Here is a 19,077-nt window from a genome sequence, read left to right on the forward strand (position 1 = left end):
CTGGAGGGATCAAATGAACCGCTTGCTTGCCTGTGCCTTTCTGGCCTTCACCCTGGTCCTGCCAGCGACAGGCGCGTTTCCAGCCGAAGCGCGTCAGGCTGACCCCGATACCGCCATCGTCCGGCTGGAAAGCGCCATAGATGCCTTTGCCCGCAATTTGCTGGAGGAAGCTCAGGCGCCCGGCCTGTCAATCGGCATTGCCCGCGGCGGCGAGACGCTTCTGATACGCGGCTATGGCTTTGCCAATCTGGAGCATCAGGTGGAGGTGACCGGTGAAACGGTGTTCCGCATCGGCTCTGTCACCAAGCAGTTCACGGCGGCCGCCATTCTCCTGCTGGCAGAAGACGGCCGGCTGAGCCTTGATGACACGCTGGACCAGTATTTCGCCGATTTTCCACGCAGTGATGAAGTGACGGTGCGCCAGCTTCTCCAGCACACATCCGGCATCAGCAATTACACATCATTCGACGGCTTCATGGACACCACTGCGCCGCTGGACCATGACGAGGCGCGCATGGTCGCCTATATCGCAAGCGCTGATCCGCTCTACGATTTCGATCCGGGCACGGGCTGGAGCTACTCCAATTCGGGCTACATGCTGCTGGACTATATCGCCGAACGGGCTGCGGGCGAGCCGCTGGCCGATTTCCTGAAAACGCGCATCTTTGATCCGCTGGGCATGGACGATACCCGCATGGACGATGCCGCCGAGATCGTGCCGCACCGGGCGCAAGGCTATGATGCCGCGCCGGATACGCAGGCCGGTTTTACCAATGCCGGCTATCTCTCGCTTTCGGTCGCGGCCGGAGCCGGCGCCATCCGGTCCACCCCGCAAGACATGTTCGTGTGGACGCGCGCACTGCTGAACGGCGATGTGGTCTCCTCAGACAGTCTGACCTTGATGCTGGAACCGGCGCGCCTGAATGATGGCAGCCTGGCCCGAGACTTCCTGGTGGATCCCCATCCGGCCCTTGCCAATATGGATTACGGCTTTGGCATTATGACCGGTGAGCGCCACGGGCACCGCTTTATCGGCCATGGCGGCTCCATCCCCGGCTTCAATGCCTCACTGAACCATTACCCGGACCAGGACGTCACCATCGTGCTGCTGGTCAACACGATCGGCCCGGCAGCGCGCGGCGCGCCGGTGCTGGCCGAAGCGGTCTTCAGGGCGCTGGCAGATTAATCGCATCAAAAGAATACGAGGGGAGTAAATCCATGACCGCAATCCGTACCCTGCTGATGGTCACATCAGCCGCCGCGCTGGCCATGACACCGGCGGCGCTGGCTCCGGCGATGGCCCAGCCTGCCCCGTCTGCTGCCAGCTTCAACGAGGAAGCGCTGGACACCCTGCCCGCCTTCATTGACGGCGTGATGGCCCAGCAGATCGCTTCGCGCGAGGTGTCGGGCGCTCTGGTCACGGTGGTCCATCAGGGCGAAGTGGTGATGAGCCGGGGCTACGGATTTGTCGATGTCGAGAACCGTATTCCGGTCGATGGCGAGAGCACGCTCTTCAGGCCGGGCTCGATCTCGAAAATGTTCACCTGGATCGCGCTGTCGCAGATGATCGAGCAGGGCCATGTCTCGCTGGACGACGATGTCAACGACCATATCGATTTCGAGATCGAGCCCTTTGACGGCCAGCCGATTACCGTGCGCGACCTGTTCCAGCACACGCCGGGCATGAGCGATATAGGCGGGTTTACGACGACGAACGCCGAAGAGCTGGTCGATCACGCCGAATGGACCCGCAATAATGTCCCGCAGCGTGTCACCGCGCCGGGCGTGGAAGTGGCCTATTCCAACTGGGGCACGTCGCTGGCGGGCTATATCGTGGAGCAGGTGTCGGGCGAGCATTTTGCCGACTATGTCGAGAACCACATTTTCTCGCCGCTCGGCATGACCTCCTCGACCTTCCGCGAGCCTTTGCCTGATGGGCTGGCAGATCGCATCGCACTCGGCCACGATCTTGAGAACGGTCGCTATACCGCCCGGTCATTTGACTATTATTCCATGGTGATGCCTGCCGGGTCGGCCACGGTCAGCGGGCCGGACATGGCACGCTTCATGATAGCGATGCTCAATGATGGCGCGCTGGACGGCCAGCAGGTCTTCTCTGAAGAGCTGGTGGCATTACTGGAAACCAACTCGATTGCCAACGCGCCGCGCCTGCCCGGCATGGCGCACGGCTATCTGGTCTATCGCGAGGAGGGGCCACGCCTGATCGGCCATGCCGGGGCGATGCGCGATTTCCGCTCCAACATGATCCTGTCGCCTGAAACCGGCACCGGCATTTTCCTCTCCATCGTGGCTGCGCCCGCCGGGCGCCCGGCGCAAGGCGAGCTGAGCGCCGCGATCACCGGGCGGCTCTTCCCGCAAGCGCCGGCTCCGCGCTGGAGCGAGGCGGCCGAGGCGGAGCAGTTTGCAGGGCGTTATCTCGTCAACCGGCGCGACCATTCGGCCGAGCCGCACCCGCTGATGCATGCGGAGGTGGAGGCTGTTGGCTCCAACGCCATCACCATCACGGCGATCGGCCAGACGCAGTATTTCGAGCAGATCGGACCGGGTCTGTTTGAGCAGGTAACGGGCCTGCGCGAAGGCGGGCCGTTCGACCGGGTGGAGTTCTATGGCGAGCCGGGCGCCTGGCGGCTCTCATTCGCCAGCCAGCCCTTCATGAACTGGCACTATGTGGGTCCGCTTGAAGACAGTGACGAAGAGGACGGCGAGGCGCGCTAACCCACGCTGGCGGGAAAGTGACAGGCAAGGGCGGGGTCAGATCTGGCTCCGCCCTTGTCCATCTTAAGCCCGCCGGTCTGCGCCACTCGCTGCGGCCACGGCCTGCGCATCGAAATCATCGGTCAGCAGCGCCTCGCGGATGAGTGCTTCAGTACCCCTGATCTCGTTAAGCTCGCTGCTGCTCAGAACGCCCTTCGAGACAGCCTCGTCCAGCTCTGTCTTTGCCCCTTTCAGTTTTTTCAGCAGCTCATCGCGCCGGATGATGGCGGCAAATGCGCGTTCCAGAACGGCAAGCGGATCATCGCCTTCGCCGATATAGACGCCGCGCGTCAGACGGTCGCGGGCGCCGCCCGGCTCCAGCATGCACTGCGCCGCTGCGTTCATCACCGCATCTGAAACAGGCTGCCTGTGCTGACCCAGCGGGCACAGGAACAGGCTTAGCAGGATGCGCCAGTGCAGGCCGGGGAAGTGACGGATCACCTCGCGCAGGCGCTGCTGGACACGATAGAGACCATCTTCAAAGCAGTAGTCGAGCAGGGGCTTGTCAGCCGCCTGGCGTCCTTCCGCCTCGAACCGCTTGAGCACGGCTGACAGAAGGTAGATTTCCGAGAGTATGTCGCCCAGACGGCCAGACAGCGCCTCCTTGCGTTTCAGTGCGCCGCCAAGAACGCCCAGAGCCATCTCCGAGATCACGGCAAGGCGCACCGAGGCATGGGTGAGCTGGCGGTAATAGGGTGCAAGCGCGCCTGCGCCTTCGGGTGCATGCGCAAACCGGCCAAATGTCAGCCCGTGCACGAAGGAGCGGGTGAAATTCCTGATGTCGTGCCAGATATGGGCAAACACCGCATGATCGAAGGCTTTGAGCCCCTCTTCCCTGTCGGGATTACGTACCGCCTCCATCTCGTCGAGCAGGTAGGGATGGCAGCGTATCGCGCCCTGCCCGAAAATGATCAGGCTGCGCGTGAGGATGTTCGCGCCTTCCACCGTGATCGCGACCGGAAGGGAGTTATAGGCCGTCGCGAGATAATTGCGCGGCCCCTCCATGACCAGCTTGCCGCCATGAATATCCATCGCATCATTGACCGCCTGACGCAGGCGCTCGGTCGCATGGCATTTCATGATCGCCGACACGACGGCCGGCTTCTCGCCGGCATCAATTCCGGCAGCCGTCAGCTTGCGCGCAGCATCGATCAGGTAGGCAGAGGCGGCGATGCGCGCGAGGGGTTCACGCACGCCTTCAAAATTGCCGATTGAGAGGCCGAACTGCTCGCGCACCCGGGCATAGGCACCACAGGAAAGCGCGGACAGGGCGGCAGCAGCGCAGCTCATCGAGGGCAGGGAAATACCCCGCCCGGCCGCCAGCGCGCCGGTCAGCATTCTCCAGCCCTTGCCGATATGATCGCGTCCGCCCAGCACATGATCCATCGGCACGAACACGTTCTCGCCGCGCACCGGCCCGTTCTGGAAGGCCAGTCCGGACGGGATGTGGCGCCGCCCGGTATCCAGCCCCGGCGTATCGGTGGGCACCAGCGCGACAGTGATGCCAAGCTCTTCCTCACCGCCCAGCAAACCCTCCGGGTCACGCAGGCGGAAGGCAAGGCCCGCAATCGTCGCGACCGGAGCCAGCGTGATGTAGCGCTTGTCGCATGTGATCTCGATGCCCAGCACGCGTTCGCCGTCGATCTCGCGTTCAACCACCACGCCAACATCAGTCATGGCGCCAGCGTCCGACCCGGCCTCGATGCCGGTCAGGGCAAAGCAGGGAATATCCTCTCCGCTGGCAAGGCGTGGCAGATAATGGGCTTTCTGCTCATCCGTCCCGTAGAGCATCAGCAATTCGCCCGGCCCCAGCGAGTTCGGCACCATCACGGTGACAGCCGCCGTGATGGAGCGCGTGGCAATGGTGCGCACCACCTCTGAATGGGCCAGCGCCGAGAAACCCTTGCCGCCATATTCGGTAGGAATAATCATCGCCAGAAGGCCCTCGCGGATCATCATGTCCCAGACCGGGCGGGGCAGGTCGTGCAGCTCGCTCTCGATCTGCCAGTCATCCAGCAGGGCGCATAATTCCTGGAGGGGACCGTCAATAAACGCCTGCTCGGCCTGGGTGAGCTTGCCGGTCTCCAGCGCGCGCAAATAGGCCCAGTCCGGCCGGCCCGACATGATCTGGGCGTCCCACCACACCGTGCCAGCCTCGATGGCCTCTGCTTCAGTGTCCGACATTTCCGGCATGACGCCTGCATACCAGCGCATGAGGAATTTGCTGATGAGGTTCCGGCGCCATTGGGCCATGCGCACACTCCATTTATCGGGCGTCCAAGGGAAGCTCACACGCGCATTCGCGCCCGTCACCGGACCGGTGCGCGCAAGGTAACGCCTCTTCCTTGCAACGCGTCGAGGTCTCACGCGTTCCCTCGTGATGACCGTCAATCTGCCCCGTTCGTCCTTGCGGGCCATTGCCTGGATCGCTCTGGCGGCACTGGCACTGGCCCTGCCCTTTATTGTACTGCTGACAGGCCAGCGCGCCAGCGGCACCAGCTTCATGTGGGATTTTTCGATGGGGCTGGGCTTTGGCGCGCTGGCCGCTGCGGGCCTGCAATTCGTGCTCACCGCCCGCTTCCAGCCGATCACCCGGCCCTATGGCATCGACATCGTCTACCTGTTCCACCGCTATTTCGCGATTGGCGCGGTAGCGCTGATGCTTGGCCATTTCGCCATTCTCTATATCTGGTTCGAAGACGCGCTGGGCGATCTGAACCCGCTCACCGCAGAGTGGGAGCTGACCATGGGACGCATTGCGCTTGGCGCGTTCGTGCTGCTGGTCATCACGTCTGAATTCCGCAAAACGCTGCGCATCCCTTACGAACTCTGGCGCTATGGCCACATAGCTCTCGCGATCATCGCGTTCGGCGCAGCCGTGGCCCATATTATCGGCGTTGGCCATTTCACCGCCGAGGCCGACAAGCGCATCTTATGGCTGGGTGTGGCGGTGAGCTGGATCGGCCTGATGGTGTGGACACGGGCGATCCGCCCTTTCCGCCTCTGGCACAATCCGTGGCGCATCGTGGAGAATATTCCGCGCGAGGGCGGGGTGCATTCCCTCGTGCTGGAGCCCTTGGGCAGGGGCCTGAAAAACTGGAAGCCCGGCCAGTTTGTCTGGCTGACGCTCGGCGCATCTCCCTTCGCCCTGAAGGAGCATCCCTTCACCATCTCCACCCCGCCAGAGCATGGCCCGAAAGTGACGCTCTCCATCAAGCCGCTCGGCGATTTCAGCGAGTGGGCGGTGCATACCAGCCCAGGCGCGAAAGCGTATCTCGACGGGCCTTATGGCGCGTTCTCCATCGATAATGACCCGGAAGCGAAGGGCTTTGTGATGATTGCCGGCGGGGTCGGCATCACGCCGATGATGAGCAATATCCACGCCCTGCAGGAACGCAATGATCCGCGCCCGGTCATCCTGATCTATGGCAACAAGGACTGGGAGAGCGCCCATTTCCGCCATGAGCTGGCGAAGCTGGAGGAGACGCTGAACCTCAAAGTCGTCCATGTGCTGGAGAACCCGCCGGACGGCTGGGAGGGCGAAACAGGCTTTATCGACCGCAAGGTGCTGGCAGACCATCTGCCCGAAGAGACGCGCCACTGGCCGCACTTCCTGTGCGGTCCCGGCCCGCTGACCGATGCGGCCAAGTCAAACCTGCTCGCGATGGGCGTGCCGCTGACGGCCATCGATTCTGAAATCTTCGATCTGGTTTAGGAGGCGTGCCATGAGACCGATACTCGCCCTCACCATCGCCATCGCGCTGATTGGCTTTGCCGTCGGGCTGGCGGCGGGTTTTGCCTGGCTGGTGAATAGCTAGACGCACGCTTCAAGGAAGAGCACCGGCGCGCCGGTCCAAAGAGTGGAGATGACGGCTGCAACCGTCACCATCACCGCCACGCGGCGCGTGGTATCAGCCGCCGCCCCCTCCCAGCGCCGGGCGATCCTGTCCAGCGGAAACCAGAGCGCCGCGCCCAGCACAGCATGGCCAAGATAGGCGACAAGCAAGAGGATGCGGTTGGCCGACAATCCTGCAATTGCCGTCTCCTCCCATCCCGCCCGGCAGCCGACCGCATGCAGCCCATAGAGCACCGAAAAGCCTGCGGCCCAGACGGTGAAGCCAGCTACAAGCCAGATAAGGTCCGGCCCGCGCACCTTGCGAAGCGCTCCGCTCATCCCATGCCTCCCGGCGCCAGAATGATGAGGGCGAGCGCGCCGAGACCGGTAATGGCGGTGTAAAGCTGCCAGATGGCTGTGCCGCGCATATCGGCTGAGCGCAGGGCCGAGACAAAGCCGGCCCTGCACCGCGCCAGCGCATAGGCCGTGAACAATACGCCCAGCAAGGCATGCAGCATGACATAGCCGATGACCGCCATGGTCACCGCCGCATAGGCGTGGCTCGTCGGCGCGGGCGCGTCGACTACCGCCAGCGCAATAAGGGCGGCGAGCGCGACAAGGCTCGCAACTAAAGACCCGGCCAGATGGATGATGCGCGCACCCGCCCTGCCCGCCTGATTGGCGCGTCTGGCAGTGAAGGCGAACCCCGAAGCGGCGGTGAGACCGATGGCAATGGCGGCCACCAGTACCGGGCTGGCGCTTAGAAACTCCGGCGGCGGCCAGTCCGGCGCGGTCGTCCACAGGAAGAGATAGCCAAAGACCAGCGAGCCGAAGAAGGCCGCATTGGCGGCAAGGAAGTATTTCAGGCCCAACAGGGTCGGCACCGAGCTGACGGCATAATGCACGGGCAGGCTGAGGCCATGTCCGGCATTGATGGGTTCGGGATCAGACTTCGCCCCCAGCGACCAGAGCCAGCGCCAGCCGAATATCGTGGCAAGCACCACACCGACCAGCGAGAACCAGTAGGCGCTGAACAGGAAAGACACGAAGAACACGGCCAGACCCGAAGCCATGAAGAAGGGCGTGTAGTCATTCTTCGGGAAGATCAGCACGTGCTCTGGCTCGCCGGTTGCCATGTCGACGCACAGCGTCTCCATCTCGCCTCTGGGTGCGCCGGGGAGGTATCCTTTACCGGCGGCGATATCCGCGCCAAGGCGCGCATTGTCTTCCAGCGGGTCACGGCCCGTCACCAGCGGCAGGGAGGCGAAATTATAGCTCGGCGCAGGGGTGGGCATGGCCCAGTCCAGCCCCGTACCGCCCCACGGGTTACGGCGGAAGCGCCGCCCGAAGCGGGTCTGCAGCACGATGTCGACCACAAAGAGCGCAAAGCCCGCCGTCATCACGAACCCGCCAATGGAGGAGATGAGATTGGGCAGATCCCAGCCTAGCCCGCCCTCATAGGTGAAGACGCGGCGCGGCATGCCCATCAGCCCGGTAAAGTGCATGATGAGAAAGGTGCCGTGGAAGCCGAGGAAGATCAGCCAGAAGGCGGCTTTGGAGACCTGGAAGACAGGCAGCCGTCCGGTCATCAGTGGCAGCCAGTAATAGGCGGCCGCCAGCATCGGAAACACGAACCCGCCGATCAGCACGTAATGGAGATGGGCGACCACGAAGTGGGTGTCATGGGCCTGCCAGTTGAACGGCACCAGAGCCAGCATCACGCCGGTCAGCCCGCCCAGGATGAAGACCGAAAAGAACCCCATCAGATAGAGCATGGGCAGGGTCATTTGCGGGCGTCCGCGCATCAGGGTGGCGATCCAGGCAAAGACCTGCACCGCCGTCGGCACCGCCACCAGCATGGAGGCCGCCGAGAAGAAGGCGAGCGCCAGATGGGGTATCCCCACCGTGAACATGTGGTGGACCCATAGCCCGAAGCTCAGGAAAGCCAGCGCGATGATGGCCGCCACGATCCACGCATAGCCGACGATTTTCGTGCGCGCGAAAACGGGAATGAGGGTGGAGACTGCCCCGGCGGCCGGCAGGAAGATGATATAGACCTCAGGGTGGCCGAACAGCCAGAACAGGTGCTGCCATAGCAAGGGCGCGCCGCCCCGCTCCGCATCGAAGAACGGCCAGTTGAAGGCGCGCTCGATCTCCAGAAGCACGCTGCCAAGGATGAGCGGCGGGAAGGCGATCAGCATCATCGCGGCGGTGACCAGCAGATACCAGGCCATGAGCGGCATGCGCGAGAGCGCCATGCCTGCGGTGCGCACTTTCAGGATCGTGACCACGATCTCGACCGCCGCACAGATGGCGGAAATTTCCACGAAGGTGACGCCCAACAGCCAGACATCGGCATTGATGCCGGGCGTATAGGTGGCCGAGGAGAGCGGGGTGTACATGAACCAGCCGCTATCGGGCGCGACACCCATCAGCATGGATACGAGGATGATTGTCGCGCCAAAGAGATAGCACCAGTATCCGAAGGCGGAGAGGCGCGGATAGGCAAGATCGCGCGCGCCTAGGATTTTCGGCAGGAGATAAAGCGCGATCCCCTCGATCAGGGGAATGGCAAACAGGAACATCATCACCGTGCCGTGCATGGTGAAAATCTGGTTGTAGGCATCCGCGCCGAGGAAGGGATTTTCGGGCCGGGCGAGCTGGGCGCGGATCAGCATGGCCAGGAGCCCGCCAATCGCGAAATAGATGAAGGCCGTGATGATGAAGCGCCGGCCTACGACGGTGTGATTGACCGCCGACAGCGCCGCGATCCCCTTCGGGGCGCGCCATACCGCGTCCAGCGCGCGGTGCAGGCTGACAGGTGTATCACCGCTCATGGTTGGTCCTGCCCGGCGAGTTCTGCCGCCAACGCTGCCTCAAATTCGCCAGCCGGATGCGCGACGATCTGAAAGCGCATGGTGGCGTGCTCCAGCCCGCAGAACTCCGCGCACATACCGTCATAGATGCCCGGCTCTGGCGCCAGAATCCGCAGCGTGTTGGTCGTGCCGGGTATCGCGTCGACCTTGCCGGCAAGGCGCGGCACCCAGAAAGCGTGAATGACATCGAGCGAGGTAATGGCGACATCGACCGGCTCACCGGCCGGTATGTGCAGCACTTCTGCCGTCATACCCGCCCGGTCCGGATAGCGGAAATTCCAGCCCCACTGGAAGGCTTCGGCCTCCACCGTGTAGACTTGCGTCTCACGCCCTGCCAGCATGGACTGCCCGGCAGGCAATCCCCAGGCGAGCAAGGCAGCCAGCACCACCAGCGGAAAGCCGAGCCCCCCGCCCCAGAGCCACAGCTTTTCGGGAACCTTGCGCGGCTGGTGCCGTTTGAAGAAGGGCCACAGGATGAGGCCCATCATCACGGCGAGGATGAGCAGTGATCCTGCCATCATCACCCACCATACGCCTGCGATGGACTGGGCGGCGGGTCCGGCGGGATCGAGCGTAGACAGAGCGCCTTCGCACCCGATGAGCGCAGGGGCCAGCAACAGGGGAAACACGCCATGGCGAGCACGGACACACGCAAGGACGAGGTGTTTCACAATCCCTCTGCCGCCGATCCGGCCTATCACGACCTCGACAGCCGTATCGCGCTGGCCGGCCATCCGATCCACGCCATGCTGGTCGCCTTCCCCATCGCCGGGACGTTCGCACTGGCCTTCTGCGATGTCGCCTTCTGGTGGACGGGTGACCTGTTCTGGGCGCGCGCGGCGCTGTGGGCCAGTGGTGGCGGCTTTGCCATGGGCTGCCTCGCCGCGCTCGCCGGAGCCGCCGAACTTCTGCTGGTGCCGGGCGTGCGCCGCCGCGCCGCGGCCTGGAGCCATGCGGTCGCCGCCATGGTGCTGCTGGGCGTGATGGCCGCGAGCTGGTCGCTGCGCCTGCAGCAGGGCGCCGACGCGATCCTGCCCTGGGGCCTGATCCTCAGCTGGATGGCCCTCGGACTGGTCGGTATTGCTGGCTGGCATGGTGGAAAGCTGGTGTTTGAACATCAGGTCGGTGTCTCCCTGCCAGAGGAAGAGGACCCGGCGCTGCCCCCATCGGACACGAGCGGCAACTCTGCCCCCTGACCTTCAAGCAGCCAGCCGGGCATCCAGCTTTCGGGGATGGAGGGGCGGCCCAGCACCAGTGCCAGCACGGCCAGAATGGTCACAACCGCGCCCGCCAGAAGCGCCGCGCGCTTCCACGTTGTGGGGTGTGCATCAGGCGATTCCAGCTGGTCGAGCACGCGGCCGATGAGCATGTGGACACCGACCATGCCGGCGACGGCAACCAGTTTGAGAAACAGCCAGTCATCGGCCACCACAAAGAATATCAGCGCCGTACCCGTCGCAATGGCCAGAACCGCCGCTGGCGACACCAGCGCATCATAGGCAAAGCGGGAAAAGTGGTGCAGGCGCACGATAGCGGCCCGGCTGGACATCTCGTCATCGCGGCGCAGAAGCGCTGGCAGCGCTATCAGCCCGCCAGCCCACACCGCTATCGCCACGATGTGGAGCGATTTGAGCGTGATGAGCATCATTTTGCCCGGCCCCGCTCGCCCTCGTTCAGGGCCGATGCCACCGCCAGCCCCAGCGCGATGAGATAGGGCAGCACGCCCGGCACCCACATGATGAGGCCCGCCAGCTGCTGGTCTTCAAGCGCGGAGAGGCCCCATACGGCGGTGCTGGCCGCGTGCGGCGCGTAAAGCGGATCAGGGGCAAAGGCGATCAGCGCGCCCAGCAGCCCCATCTGCGCGGCGAACCCGGCCAGCGTTCCCGCCACCGCCGCCACATCGCGCCAGCGCGCCATCAGCGCCCGCCAGAACCAGACGCCGCTGGTCAGCAAGGTCAGCTGCATCAGCCAGTACACGCCATCATGGCTGAGGGCGGCCGTATAGGGCGAAGGCGCATGCCAGAACCAGAAGATCACGGCGTGCACAATGCTGGCAGCGGTCAGTCCGCCGGTCAGGCGCTTTCCTCCCAGCCCATAGGCCAGCAAGGGTGCCAGTACCGCCACGAGAACGAGATGACTGACCGCGCGCACGGAGAAGAGCGCAACGGCCATTGCGCACAGCGGGGTGACAAAGAGCGCGAAGGCCAGCAGCCACGCACCGAGCAGTGCCGGATTGCGCAGGCCCGCCTTGGCACCGCGCCGCACCGCCAGCACGCCGCCTGCGACAGCAAGGACAAGCAGGGCTGCGATCAGCCACGGATCACCATTCCAGGCCGGCCAGAGGCTGTCAGGCCGGGCTGGCGGGCCGCAATAGGCCGCTGACTGACCGTTCGCCATGAGGGTCATACTGGCGTCCTGAATGATCGTTGGGATAGGAGCATCCCGCCCTCCTGCCCGGTTTGCGTACGCAAGAACAACCCGCGCCGCGCCTGATGGTTCCGCTACGCGCCCGTGTTCTCACGGAACGATTACCGTCCAGACCCTGTTGTCCGGGTATCGGCTTGGCATTGCCGCACGATGACAGGAAGGATGACGATTATGCCCGCAAATTCCAAGGCCCAGCAGAAAGCTGCAGGCGCAGCCTTGGCCGCCAAGCGCGGCGAGACGAAGAAAAGCGCGCTGAAAGGGGCTTCAAAGGAAATGGCCGAAACCATGAGCGAGAAGGAGCTGGAGGAACTCGCCGCGACGCCCCGCAAGGACAAGCCGGAAAAGACCTAACGCTTCCTGCGTCGGGGCAATACGGCGTCCCCACAACAAGACGGAGGTCAAATGTTTGTATTTATTAAAGTATTTGGCATATTACTGGTCATTGCAGGCTTGGCGGTTGCCTGGTCACCCATACCGCTTTGCATCGTCCTGATCCCGATAGGGCTGGCCCTGATCGTGGCCACATCACAGACCGCGCGCGACTGGCTGCACCGGCGCCGGGAAAACAATCCGGGCTTTGACCGCTGGATGAAGAAGATGGAAGGCAAAATACCAGAGCGCTTCTCCGAACCGCTACGGCGCACCGATGCGGAAGACTCATCGAACCAGGGCTGAGCGCTTTACCTCCCGCGCGCTACCGCGCATAAGGTCGGGCAGGATTTTGCGGGAGACCTGCCCTCACCATGAAGCGCGTTCTCATCACCGGTACAGCGGGCTTTATCGGCTTTCATCTGGCGCGCCTGCTGCTGGAAGAAGGCCATCAGGTCCACGGCTATGACGCTCTGACCGATTATTACGACGTCACCCTGAAACAGGCCCGTCACCGCATTCTGGAAGGCATGCCGGGCTTTGGCAAAACCGAAGCCCTGCTGGAGGACGCCGATACGCTGTTTCAGGCCGCGCGCGATTTTGCACCGGACGTGATCGTCCACCTCGCCGCGCAGGCCGGGGTTCGCTACAGCCTTGAGAACCCGCGCGCCTATGTCGAGGCCAATATTGTCGGCACGTTCAACGTGATGGAGATCGCGCGCGAGCTGAAAATCTCCCATCTCCTGATGGCGTCCACCTCCTCGGCCTATGGCGCGAACGAGGAGATGCCTTTTAAGGAAACCGACAAGGCCGACACGCCGCTGACCATGTATGCGGCGACGAAAAAGGCCAATGAGGTGATGGCCCATTCCTACGCCCATCTGTGGGATCTGCCGACCACCATGTTCCGCTTCTTCACGGTCTATGGCCCGTGGATGCGCCCTGATCTGGCGCCGTTCAAGTTCGCCGATGCCATCCTCGCGGGCCGGCCGATCGACATCTATAATCATGGCGAGATGTACCGGGACTTCACCTATGTGGACGATCTGGTGCGCGGCATCCGGCTCTTGATGGACGCCGTGCCGGCGCGCCCGGCGAGCAGCGCAGACATCGCGCCGGGCGACTCCTTGAGTCCCGCCGCGCCCTTCCGCATCGTCAATATCGGCAACTCCACCAGGGTGAAGCTGCTGGACTTTGTCGACATTATCGAGGCGGAGCTGGGGGTGAAGGCGATCCGCAACTACATGGATATGCAGCCCGGCGATGTGCCTGCCACCTGGGCCGATGCCAGCCTGTTGCAGAGCCTTACCGGCTATCGTCCGCAGACCGAATTTCGCGACGGCATTGCCAAGTTCGTCAGCTGGTTCCGCGAGTATTACGGGCGCTAGCGGCGCGCAAATCCTCTTCCACAGCCCAGAGCCGGTCCTGACCCCAATGGGCGGGAAGATTGTTCACGCGGAAGCTGGGCACGCCCCACAGGCCCGCCTCCAGCATGGTGGCGCGATTGGCTTCAGCCTTCTCCCGCCAGCTTTCGTCCGCCAAAGCCGCGCGCATGGCCGCAGCCGGGATGCCGGCGCGCCGGGAAAGCATTTCAAGCCCCTGATCGCTACCGGCATCAATGCCTTCTGCAAACACGCCGCGCAGGAAGGAATAGAGGAAGTCGGCCCCCTTGCCCTGATCCATGGCGGCAAACAGCACCGCAAGCCCGCGCTCGACCGGCGCGCCGACCGGGTCTGACACCTTGCCGAAGGGCAGGCCGAGACGCTCCGCCTCACGCTTTGTATCGCGCATGATGTAGAGACGCTTGGCCAGCGGTACGGGCAGGCCGCGCATCACCATAGGCAGTACAGGGCGCAGGCGCAGCTCCGCGCCGGTTGCCTCGGCCAGCGCCCTCAAGCGCGGAATGGCGATATAGGTGTAGGGGCTGCGCAGGGAGACAAAGGCTTCAATCCGCGTCCCGGCAGGCGCTTTCTTCGCCTCCAGCCGCACCTCGCGCCGCTCGGTAAAGCGCACCCCGCCGGGCCGGATGCGCGCCAGCCGGTCTTCGAGATAGGGCAGGCGGTCGAGCCCCCAATACCACTCGCCCTCGAACTGGAACATGCCGCCGAGATAATGTCCGCGCCGCGCCCTTGCCCCGCGTGCCAGCGCCACACGCACATCACTATCGGACAACGGAATGGCAGACGCCTTGCCGGTCCTGAAGCCACGCTCAATGGCGCTGGAGATGGCAGAGAATACGGTCGCGTCGCGGATTCCCGCCAGCGCGGCCTGCGCGCGCGCCAGCAATTCGGCTGACGGCGCTGAGGTAAAGCTCGCCTCCATCCCCAGCCCTTCGGCCAGTGTACGCGCATCACGCAGCGACCATCCGGCCAGACGCTCCGCATCGGGCGCGGCAGCCTCGTCCGGCGGCGGCACGATATAGGGGATCACTCTTGCCCCCCAGACGGCTTCGAGATGCGGCAGGGCGCGCGCGGCCAGCGCCGAGTAGGGATCATCCACCTGATGAAAATAGCGCACCACAGGCCGCGAGAGATTGAGCCGCCGCCGCATCGCCGCCAGGCCGCGCCGGGCTGAGCGCAGTGTGGGGCTGGTCACGATTTGCGGGACGAGTGTCTTCATGGCTTTACCAGCTCCTGCCCGGCCTTCTGGAGCTTTGAGAGGTCTGGCAAGGGCGGGATGGACAGGCCCTTCAGAACCGGCGGGCGCTGTTCCAGCCGAGCCTTCCAGTCCAGCAGATGGTCAAGCCCGTCCAGCGGCACACCGGCCCAGAAATGGCCAAACACCCAGGGAAAGCAGGCAATATCGGCGATGGAATATTCATCGCCCGCCAGATATGGGGCCTCGGCGAGGCGTGTATTCATCACCTCGTAATGGCGGCGCGTCTCGCCCTGATAGCGCTCGATGGCCAGCGGGATTTTCTCCGGCAGATAGCGGAAGAAGACATTGGCCTGGCCCTGCATCGGGCCTAGCCCGCCCACCTGCCAGAACAGCCACTGGATGACGCGCGAGCGGCCTTCGGCGTTGTCCGGCAATAGTTTTCCTGTCTTTTCGGCCAGATGCATCAGGATGGCGCCGGACTCGAATATCGCCCGCCCGCCCTCATCAGAATCGACCAGCGCCGGGATACGGCCATTGGGATTGATCTTGAGATAGTCCGGCGCTTTCTGCTCGCCTTTGAGAAGCTGCAGCACATGCAGCTGATAGGGCAGGTCCAGCTCCTCCAGTGCGATGGAGATCTTCCAGCCATTGGGCGTCGGTGCGGTGTAAAGCTCCAGCATGGCCTAATCCTCGTAAGCGGCCAGAAGGCCGTGATCGCCCAGCAGTTCACCCACATGTCCGCGATCCGTTTCGGGAAGGGCATCAATGGCGGCTTTGGTGGCAAGGCGGGTATCCTCCACCGGCTTGCGGGTAATCATCCGCACCTCCTGCCCGCTGGAGATCGTGAACCAGGACGATTTCTCACCCGCTTTCAGCGCCGCCCGGTTGGCGATCATGTAGGGCACGAACCCGCCTGCCATCAGCCGGAAGAGACCGGACATGCCGTCAGGCAGCGCATCACCGGCGAGCCAGCCCTCCCCCTCATCGCGCCGCTCCCAGACTTTATCGGTCCAGTCCAGCATGGCCGGAGCGGCACTCGTCACAAAATTGCGCGCGTAATCATCGGCGGCGAAGTGGGCCTTCATGGCGCCCAGCAGGCCCAGATCAGCCATGGAGAGACGCTGGCCGAACAGGCCGCCATCCTTGCCAAGGATAGCCGCACACTGGCGCAGGAAGCTCGCAAACTCGGCGCGCAGACCCTCCTGATATTCGGGGCCCGCCCCCATCACCGTCATCGCCTTGCGGCCCCAGGGCTGGATGAAGGCGGCTGTCGCGGCAACCGATTCTTCCTCCTGCGCCGTCAGCGGGCGGTCATGCGTGCCGCCGCCCATATCCATGGCGATCTTGCGCGCGCAGATGGCCGCATCCTCATCATCAATCCAGCGCAGGTGCAGCGCGGCGCGCGTGAACCATTCATCGATCCAGTCATCCATGAGGCGGCAGGCGATATGTTGCACCGGGCTTGCCGGGATTACCGGGTGGGCCGGAAAGCGCGCGTGTAGCAGCTCGATAATGTAGGTGGAATCGTGGATCACCCACCCTTCAGGCGTTTCCACCACCGGGATCAGATGCGTGCCGGAGCGCGCTTCCAGCCTTGGCGCGACATCGGGTGATTTGGGCTTTGCTGCATGGGGAATGCGCATATAGCGCAGCGCGGCCTCCACCTTGCGGGTGAAGTAGGATGGGTCGGCTCCGTAGACGATATACTCACCCGGCATCATGGCATTTCACTCCCCGCCATATCGTTGTTAGGGCTGGCGCAGCGCGCCGTGCTTGAGCACCGCAATCAGGACATCGGCATAGCGCTCTGCCGTGTCGGGATCCGACAATTCCATGCCGGCCAGCGCGCGCGCATTGGCGCTCTGCGCAAACGGCCCAATGGCCGCATTGGTCGACAGCATGAACAGGAAATGCGGGTCGAACGCGTGGGCGCGGCCTGCCTCCTTTAGCTGGAAGAAAGGCTCCAGCGTGAAGGCCCAGGCCGGGCGCAAATGCTGCTCGACCAGCCTCTCATAGCGCTCCCCGCCCGCCAGCCCTGCCTGCATCACAAACGCCGCCAGCCAAGGGATGCGCGAAGCCGTCAGCACGGTGGCGCGCACCTGCGCCTCCATACGGGCGCGCGGGTTGTTCATGTCCACATTGGCCAGCGCCTGCACCATCGCATCATTCATCTGGCCAAACAGGTCTGCCGCCGCCGCATCCCACAGATCGGCCTTGCTGCCGAACATGTGGCGGATCACGGCGTGGGCGAGACCGGCATCGGCAGCAATGTCGCGCAAGGACGCGCCTTCGAACCCGTGGCGGGCAAAGCGCGCTGCCGCCGCATCGAGAATCCGGCGGCGCTGCTCATCCGGCGCAATCTTGGCCGGACGACCCGGACGGGCGGGCTTGGCAACCGGATTTTCGGGCAGGTCAGGCATCGCGCTTTCAGATTCCGTTGGACAGGAGCCTCTAATATTTTTACAAGTGTATATTAATGAGCTTGCACGACGAGGCAAGCCTGTAAAACGGGGAGGCGGTATCCATGCTCAACAGCACTCCTGGCCGGATCATGCTAGCCGCAGGCGCGGCGCTTGCCGTGCTGGCGGCCGCCGGATACTGGGCGTTCGACCGCTATTTCATCTATCTCCCGGGCCTGGTGCAGGATATCCGCAACCCGATAGGGCCGAACAGGGCTGTGGACTGGCAGCGCGGACCGGATACCGCCCCTGAGGGCGAGCGTCCGCCCAATATCATTCTCATCGTTGCCGATGATCTGGGCTGGAATGACATAACCCTGCATGGCGGGGTGGCGGGCGGTACGGTGCCCACACCCAATATCGACAGGATCGCGCGCGCAGGCGTGCAACTGACCAATGCCTATGCGGCCAGCGGTACATGCGCGCCTTCACGCGCGGCGCTGATGACGGGCCGCTACCCCACCCGTATCGGCTTTGAGTTCACCCCTACCCCGCCCGGCATGACGCAGATTATCGGGCATATCGAGCGCGGGCAGACGGACCGGCGTCCCTTCCTGACCCGTGAGGTGGAAGGCGAGATACCCGAATTTGCCGATATGGGCCTGCCCGCTGACGAGGTGACGATTGCCGAAATGCTGTCGGGTGCGGGCTATCACACCGTGCATATCGGCAAATGGCATCTGGGCAATACGAACGGATCCGACGCGCTCAGCCAGGGGTTCGACGAGAGCCTTGAGCTGGCCGGGCTGCTCTACGCGCCCGCCGGTTCGCCCGATATGGTGGAGGCGCGGCAGGATTTTGATCCCATAGATCAGGTTTACTGGGCGATTGGCCGGGCGGCCGTGACGCACAATAATTCGTCGCGCTTTGCCCCGGACGGCTACATAACCGACTATTTCACCCGCGAGGCGGTGGAAGCGATCGAGGCCAACCGCAACCGGCCCTTCTTCCTCTATCTGGCGCACTGGGCGCCCCATTCGCCCTTGCAGGCCACGCGTGAGGATTATGAGGCCCTCGCCCATATCGAGGACCACGCACTCCGCGTTTACGCGGCGATGATCCGCGCGCTGGACCGTGGCATTGGCGAGGTGCTGGACGCGCTGGAAGCCAACGCGATTGCGGACAACACCATCATCGTCTTCACCTCGGATAATGGCGGCGCGCACTATATCGGCCTTGAGAATATCAACGCGCCCTATCGGGGCTGGAAGGCAACCTTCTTTGGTGGCGGTGTCCGCGTGCCGACCTTTGTCAGCTGGCCGGGCGTCATCGAACCGGGTAGCGAAATGGCAGGTCTTGCCCAGCATATCGATTTTGCGCCGACGCTCGCTAGCTTTGGCGGCGCTGCCACCCCTTCAGACCGGGCAATCGACGGGGTGGACCTGACACCCTTCCTGACCGGCGAGATGGACGGCGAGCCGCACGAGACACTGTTCTGGCGCAGCGGCCATTATGAGGCCGTCATCCATCGCGGCTGGAAGCTGCAACGCACAGAGCGCCCCGACCGGGTCTGGCTGTTTGACCTTTCCAGTGACCCGGAAGAGCGCAACGACCTCTCCGCCGCCGAGCCGGAGCGCGTAGCCGGTCTGATCGCGCTGCTGGACGCGCATGGCGCCACGCAAAGCGAACCACTCTGGCCGTCCGCCGTCGAAATGCCGGTCAGTATCGACCAGCCGCTGGGCCGGCCCGAGAGCGAGGATGATGAATATGTCTACTGGCCCAATTAGGCGCGCCCTTT

Annotated in this window: 18 protein-coding genes; 8 read left to right on the forward strand and 10 right to left on the reverse strand. The window is 63.9% G+C overall.

Annotated elements, in window-relative coordinates; all coding sequences use genetic code 11:
* The first annotated feature begins 13 nt into the window (after window positions 1-13).
* The gene (locus tag AB6B38_RS09630; RefSeq protein ID WP_371392634.1) at window positions 14-1,186 is read left to right on the forward strand and encodes a serine hydrolase domain-containing protein; all 1,173 of its coding nucleotides are present in this window, start codon (window positions 14-16) and stop codon (window positions 1,184-1,186) included.
* A 32-nt stretch (window positions 1,187-1,218) separates the two neighbouring features.
* Entirely contained in the window at window positions 1,219-2,736 is a 1,518-nt protein-coding gene (locus AB6B38_RS09635) for a serine hydrolase domain-containing protein (RefSeq protein WP_371392635.1), read from the forward strand.
* A gap of 63 nt (window positions 2,737-2,799) precedes the next feature.
* Here AB6B38_RS09635 and AB6B38_RS09640 read toward each other — a convergent pair whose 3' ends face one another.
* A complete protein-coding gene (locus tag AB6B38_RS09640) occupies window positions 2,800-5,028 on the reverse strand; it encodes an acyl-CoA dehydrogenase (RefSeq protein ID WP_371392636.1) in 2,229 nt (742 codons plus the stop codon).
* A 127-nt stretch (window positions 5,029-5,155) separates the two neighbouring features.
* Between AB6B38_RS09640 and AB6B38_RS09645 the strand changes: the two genes are divergently transcribed.
* Window positions 5,156-6,490: a ferric reductase-like transmembrane domain-containing protein gene (locus AB6B38_RS09645; RefSeq protein WP_371392637.1), complete on the forward strand. Its 1,335-nt coding sequence runs from the start codon at window positions 5,156-5,158 to the stop codon at window positions 6,488-6,490.
* A gap of 99 nt (window positions 6,491-6,589) precedes the next feature.
* On the opposite strand, the gene AB6B38_RS09650 is transcribed toward AB6B38_RS09645, so the two are convergent.
* Genes AB6B38_RS09650 through coxB form a run of 3 tightly spaced genes read right to left on the reverse strand, consistent with a single transcriptional unit; the run spans window position 6,590 to window position 10,157 of the window.
* The gene (locus tag AB6B38_RS09650) at window positions 6,590-6,949 is read right to left on the reverse strand and encodes a hypothetical protein (RefSeq protein ID WP_371392638.1); all 360 of its coding nucleotides are present in this window, start codon (window positions 6,947-6,949) and stop codon (window positions 6,590-6,592) included.
* Complete coding sequence (gene ctaD, locus AB6B38_RS09655; RefSeq protein WP_371392640.1) at window positions 6,946-9,447, reverse strand: cytochrome c oxidase subunit I; 2,502 nt, start codon at window positions 9,445-9,447, stop codon at window positions 6,946-6,948. The genes AB6B38_RS09650 and ctaD overlap by 4 nt, the downstream gene beginning before the upstream one ends.
* Complete coding sequence (gene coxB, locus AB6B38_RS09660) at window positions 9,444-10,157, reverse strand: cytochrome c oxidase subunit II (RefSeq protein ID WP_371392641.1); 714 nt, start codon at window positions 10,155-10,157, stop codon at window positions 9,444-9,446. The genes ctaD and coxB overlap by 4 nt, the downstream gene beginning before the upstream one ends.
* Between coxB and AB6B38_RS09665 the strand changes: the two genes are divergently transcribed.
* Window positions 10,119-10,682 (forward strand): DUF2231 domain-containing protein, encoded by a 564-nt coding sequence (locus tag AB6B38_RS09665; RefSeq protein WP_371392642.1) that lies wholly within the window; start codon window positions 10,119-10,121, stop codon window positions 10,680-10,682. The genes coxB and AB6B38_RS09665 overlap by 39 nt on opposite strands.
* On the opposite strand, the gene AB6B38_RS09670 is transcribed toward AB6B38_RS09665, so the two are convergent.
* Together AB6B38_RS09670 and AB6B38_RS09675 are read right to left on the reverse strand one after the other, a co-directional pair.
* Entirely contained in the window at window positions 10,604-11,134 is a 531-nt protein-coding gene (locus AB6B38_RS09670; RefSeq protein ID WP_371392643.1) for a CopD family protein, read from the reverse strand. The genes AB6B38_RS09665 and AB6B38_RS09670 overlap by 79 nt on opposite strands.
* Entirely contained in the window at window positions 11,131-11,892 is a 762-nt protein-coding gene (locus AB6B38_RS09675; protein ID WP_371392644.1) for a cytochrome c oxidase assembly protein, read from the reverse strand. Before AB6B38_RS09675 ends, AB6B38_RS09670 begins: the two co-directional genes overlap by 4 nt.
* A gap of 192 nt (window positions 11,893-12,084) precedes the next feature.
* On the opposite strand from AB6B38_RS09675, the gene AB6B38_RS09680 reads away from it, so the two are divergent.
* From AB6B38_RS09680 to AB6B38_RS09690, 3 genes are all read left to right on the forward strand, one after another.
* On the forward strand, window positions 12,085-12,264 hold the full coding sequence (locus AB6B38_RS09680) for a DUF3008 family protein (RefSeq protein WP_371392645.1): 180 nt from the start codon (window positions 12,085-12,087) through the stop codon (window positions 12,262-12,264).
* A 51-nt stretch (window positions 12,265-12,315) separates the two neighbouring features.
* A complete protein-coding gene (locus AB6B38_RS09685; RefSeq protein ID WP_371392646.1) occupies window positions 12,316-12,588 on the forward strand; it encodes a hypothetical protein in 273 nt (90 codons plus the stop codon).
* A gap of 68 nt (window positions 12,589-12,656) precedes the next feature.
* Window positions 12,657-13,670, forward strand: coding sequence for a GDP-mannose 4,6-dehydratase (locus AB6B38_RS09690; RefSeq protein ID WP_371392647.1), 1,014 nt, complete (start codon window positions 12,657-12,659; stop codon window positions 13,668-13,670).
* Here AB6B38_RS09690 and AB6B38_RS09695 read toward each other — a convergent pair.
* The 4 genes from AB6B38_RS09695 to AB6B38_RS09710 are packed head-to-tail and all read right to left on the reverse strand — an operon-like array spanning window position 13,639 to window position 17,300.
* Entirely contained in the window at window positions 13,639-14,901 is a 1,263-nt protein-coding gene (locus tag AB6B38_RS09695; protein WP_371392648.1) for a DsbA family protein, read from the reverse strand. The two genes, AB6B38_RS09690 and AB6B38_RS09695, sit on opposite strands and share 32 nt — an antisense overlap.
* Complete coding sequence (locus tag AB6B38_RS09700; protein WP_371392649.1) at window positions 14,898-15,560, reverse strand: glutathione S-transferase family protein; 663 nt, start codon at window positions 15,558-15,560, stop codon at window positions 14,898-14,900. Before AB6B38_RS09700 ends, AB6B38_RS09695 begins: the two co-directional genes overlap by 4 nt.
* A 3-nt stretch (window positions 15,561-15,563) precedes the next feature.
* Complete coding sequence (locus AB6B38_RS09705; RefSeq protein ID WP_371392650.1) at window positions 15,564-16,601, reverse strand: glutathione S-transferase N-terminal domain-containing protein; 1,038 nt, start codon at window positions 16,599-16,601, stop codon at window positions 15,564-15,566.
* 27 nt (window positions 16,602-16,628) lie between these two features.
* Window positions 16,629-17,300, reverse strand: a complete 672-nt coding sequence (locus tag AB6B38_RS09710) for a TetR/AcrR family transcriptional regulator (protein WP_371392651.1) — start codon at window positions 17,298-17,300, stop codon at window positions 16,629-16,631.
* 104 nt (window positions 17,301-17,404) lie between these two features.
* On the opposite strand from AB6B38_RS09710, the gene AB6B38_RS09715 reads away from it, so the two are divergent.
* On the forward strand, window positions 17,405-19,066 hold the full coding sequence (locus AB6B38_RS09715) for a sulfatase (RefSeq protein WP_371392652.1): 1,662 nt from the start codon (window positions 17,405-17,407) through the stop codon (window positions 19,064-19,066).
* The last annotated feature ends 11 nt before the right edge of the window (window positions 19,067-19,077 follow it).

This window comes from Glycocaulis abyssi, from assembly GCF_041429775.1.
Classification (GTDB): Bacteria; Pseudomonadota; Alphaproteobacteria; order Caulobacterales; family Maricaulaceae; genus Glycocaulis; species Glycocaulis abyssi.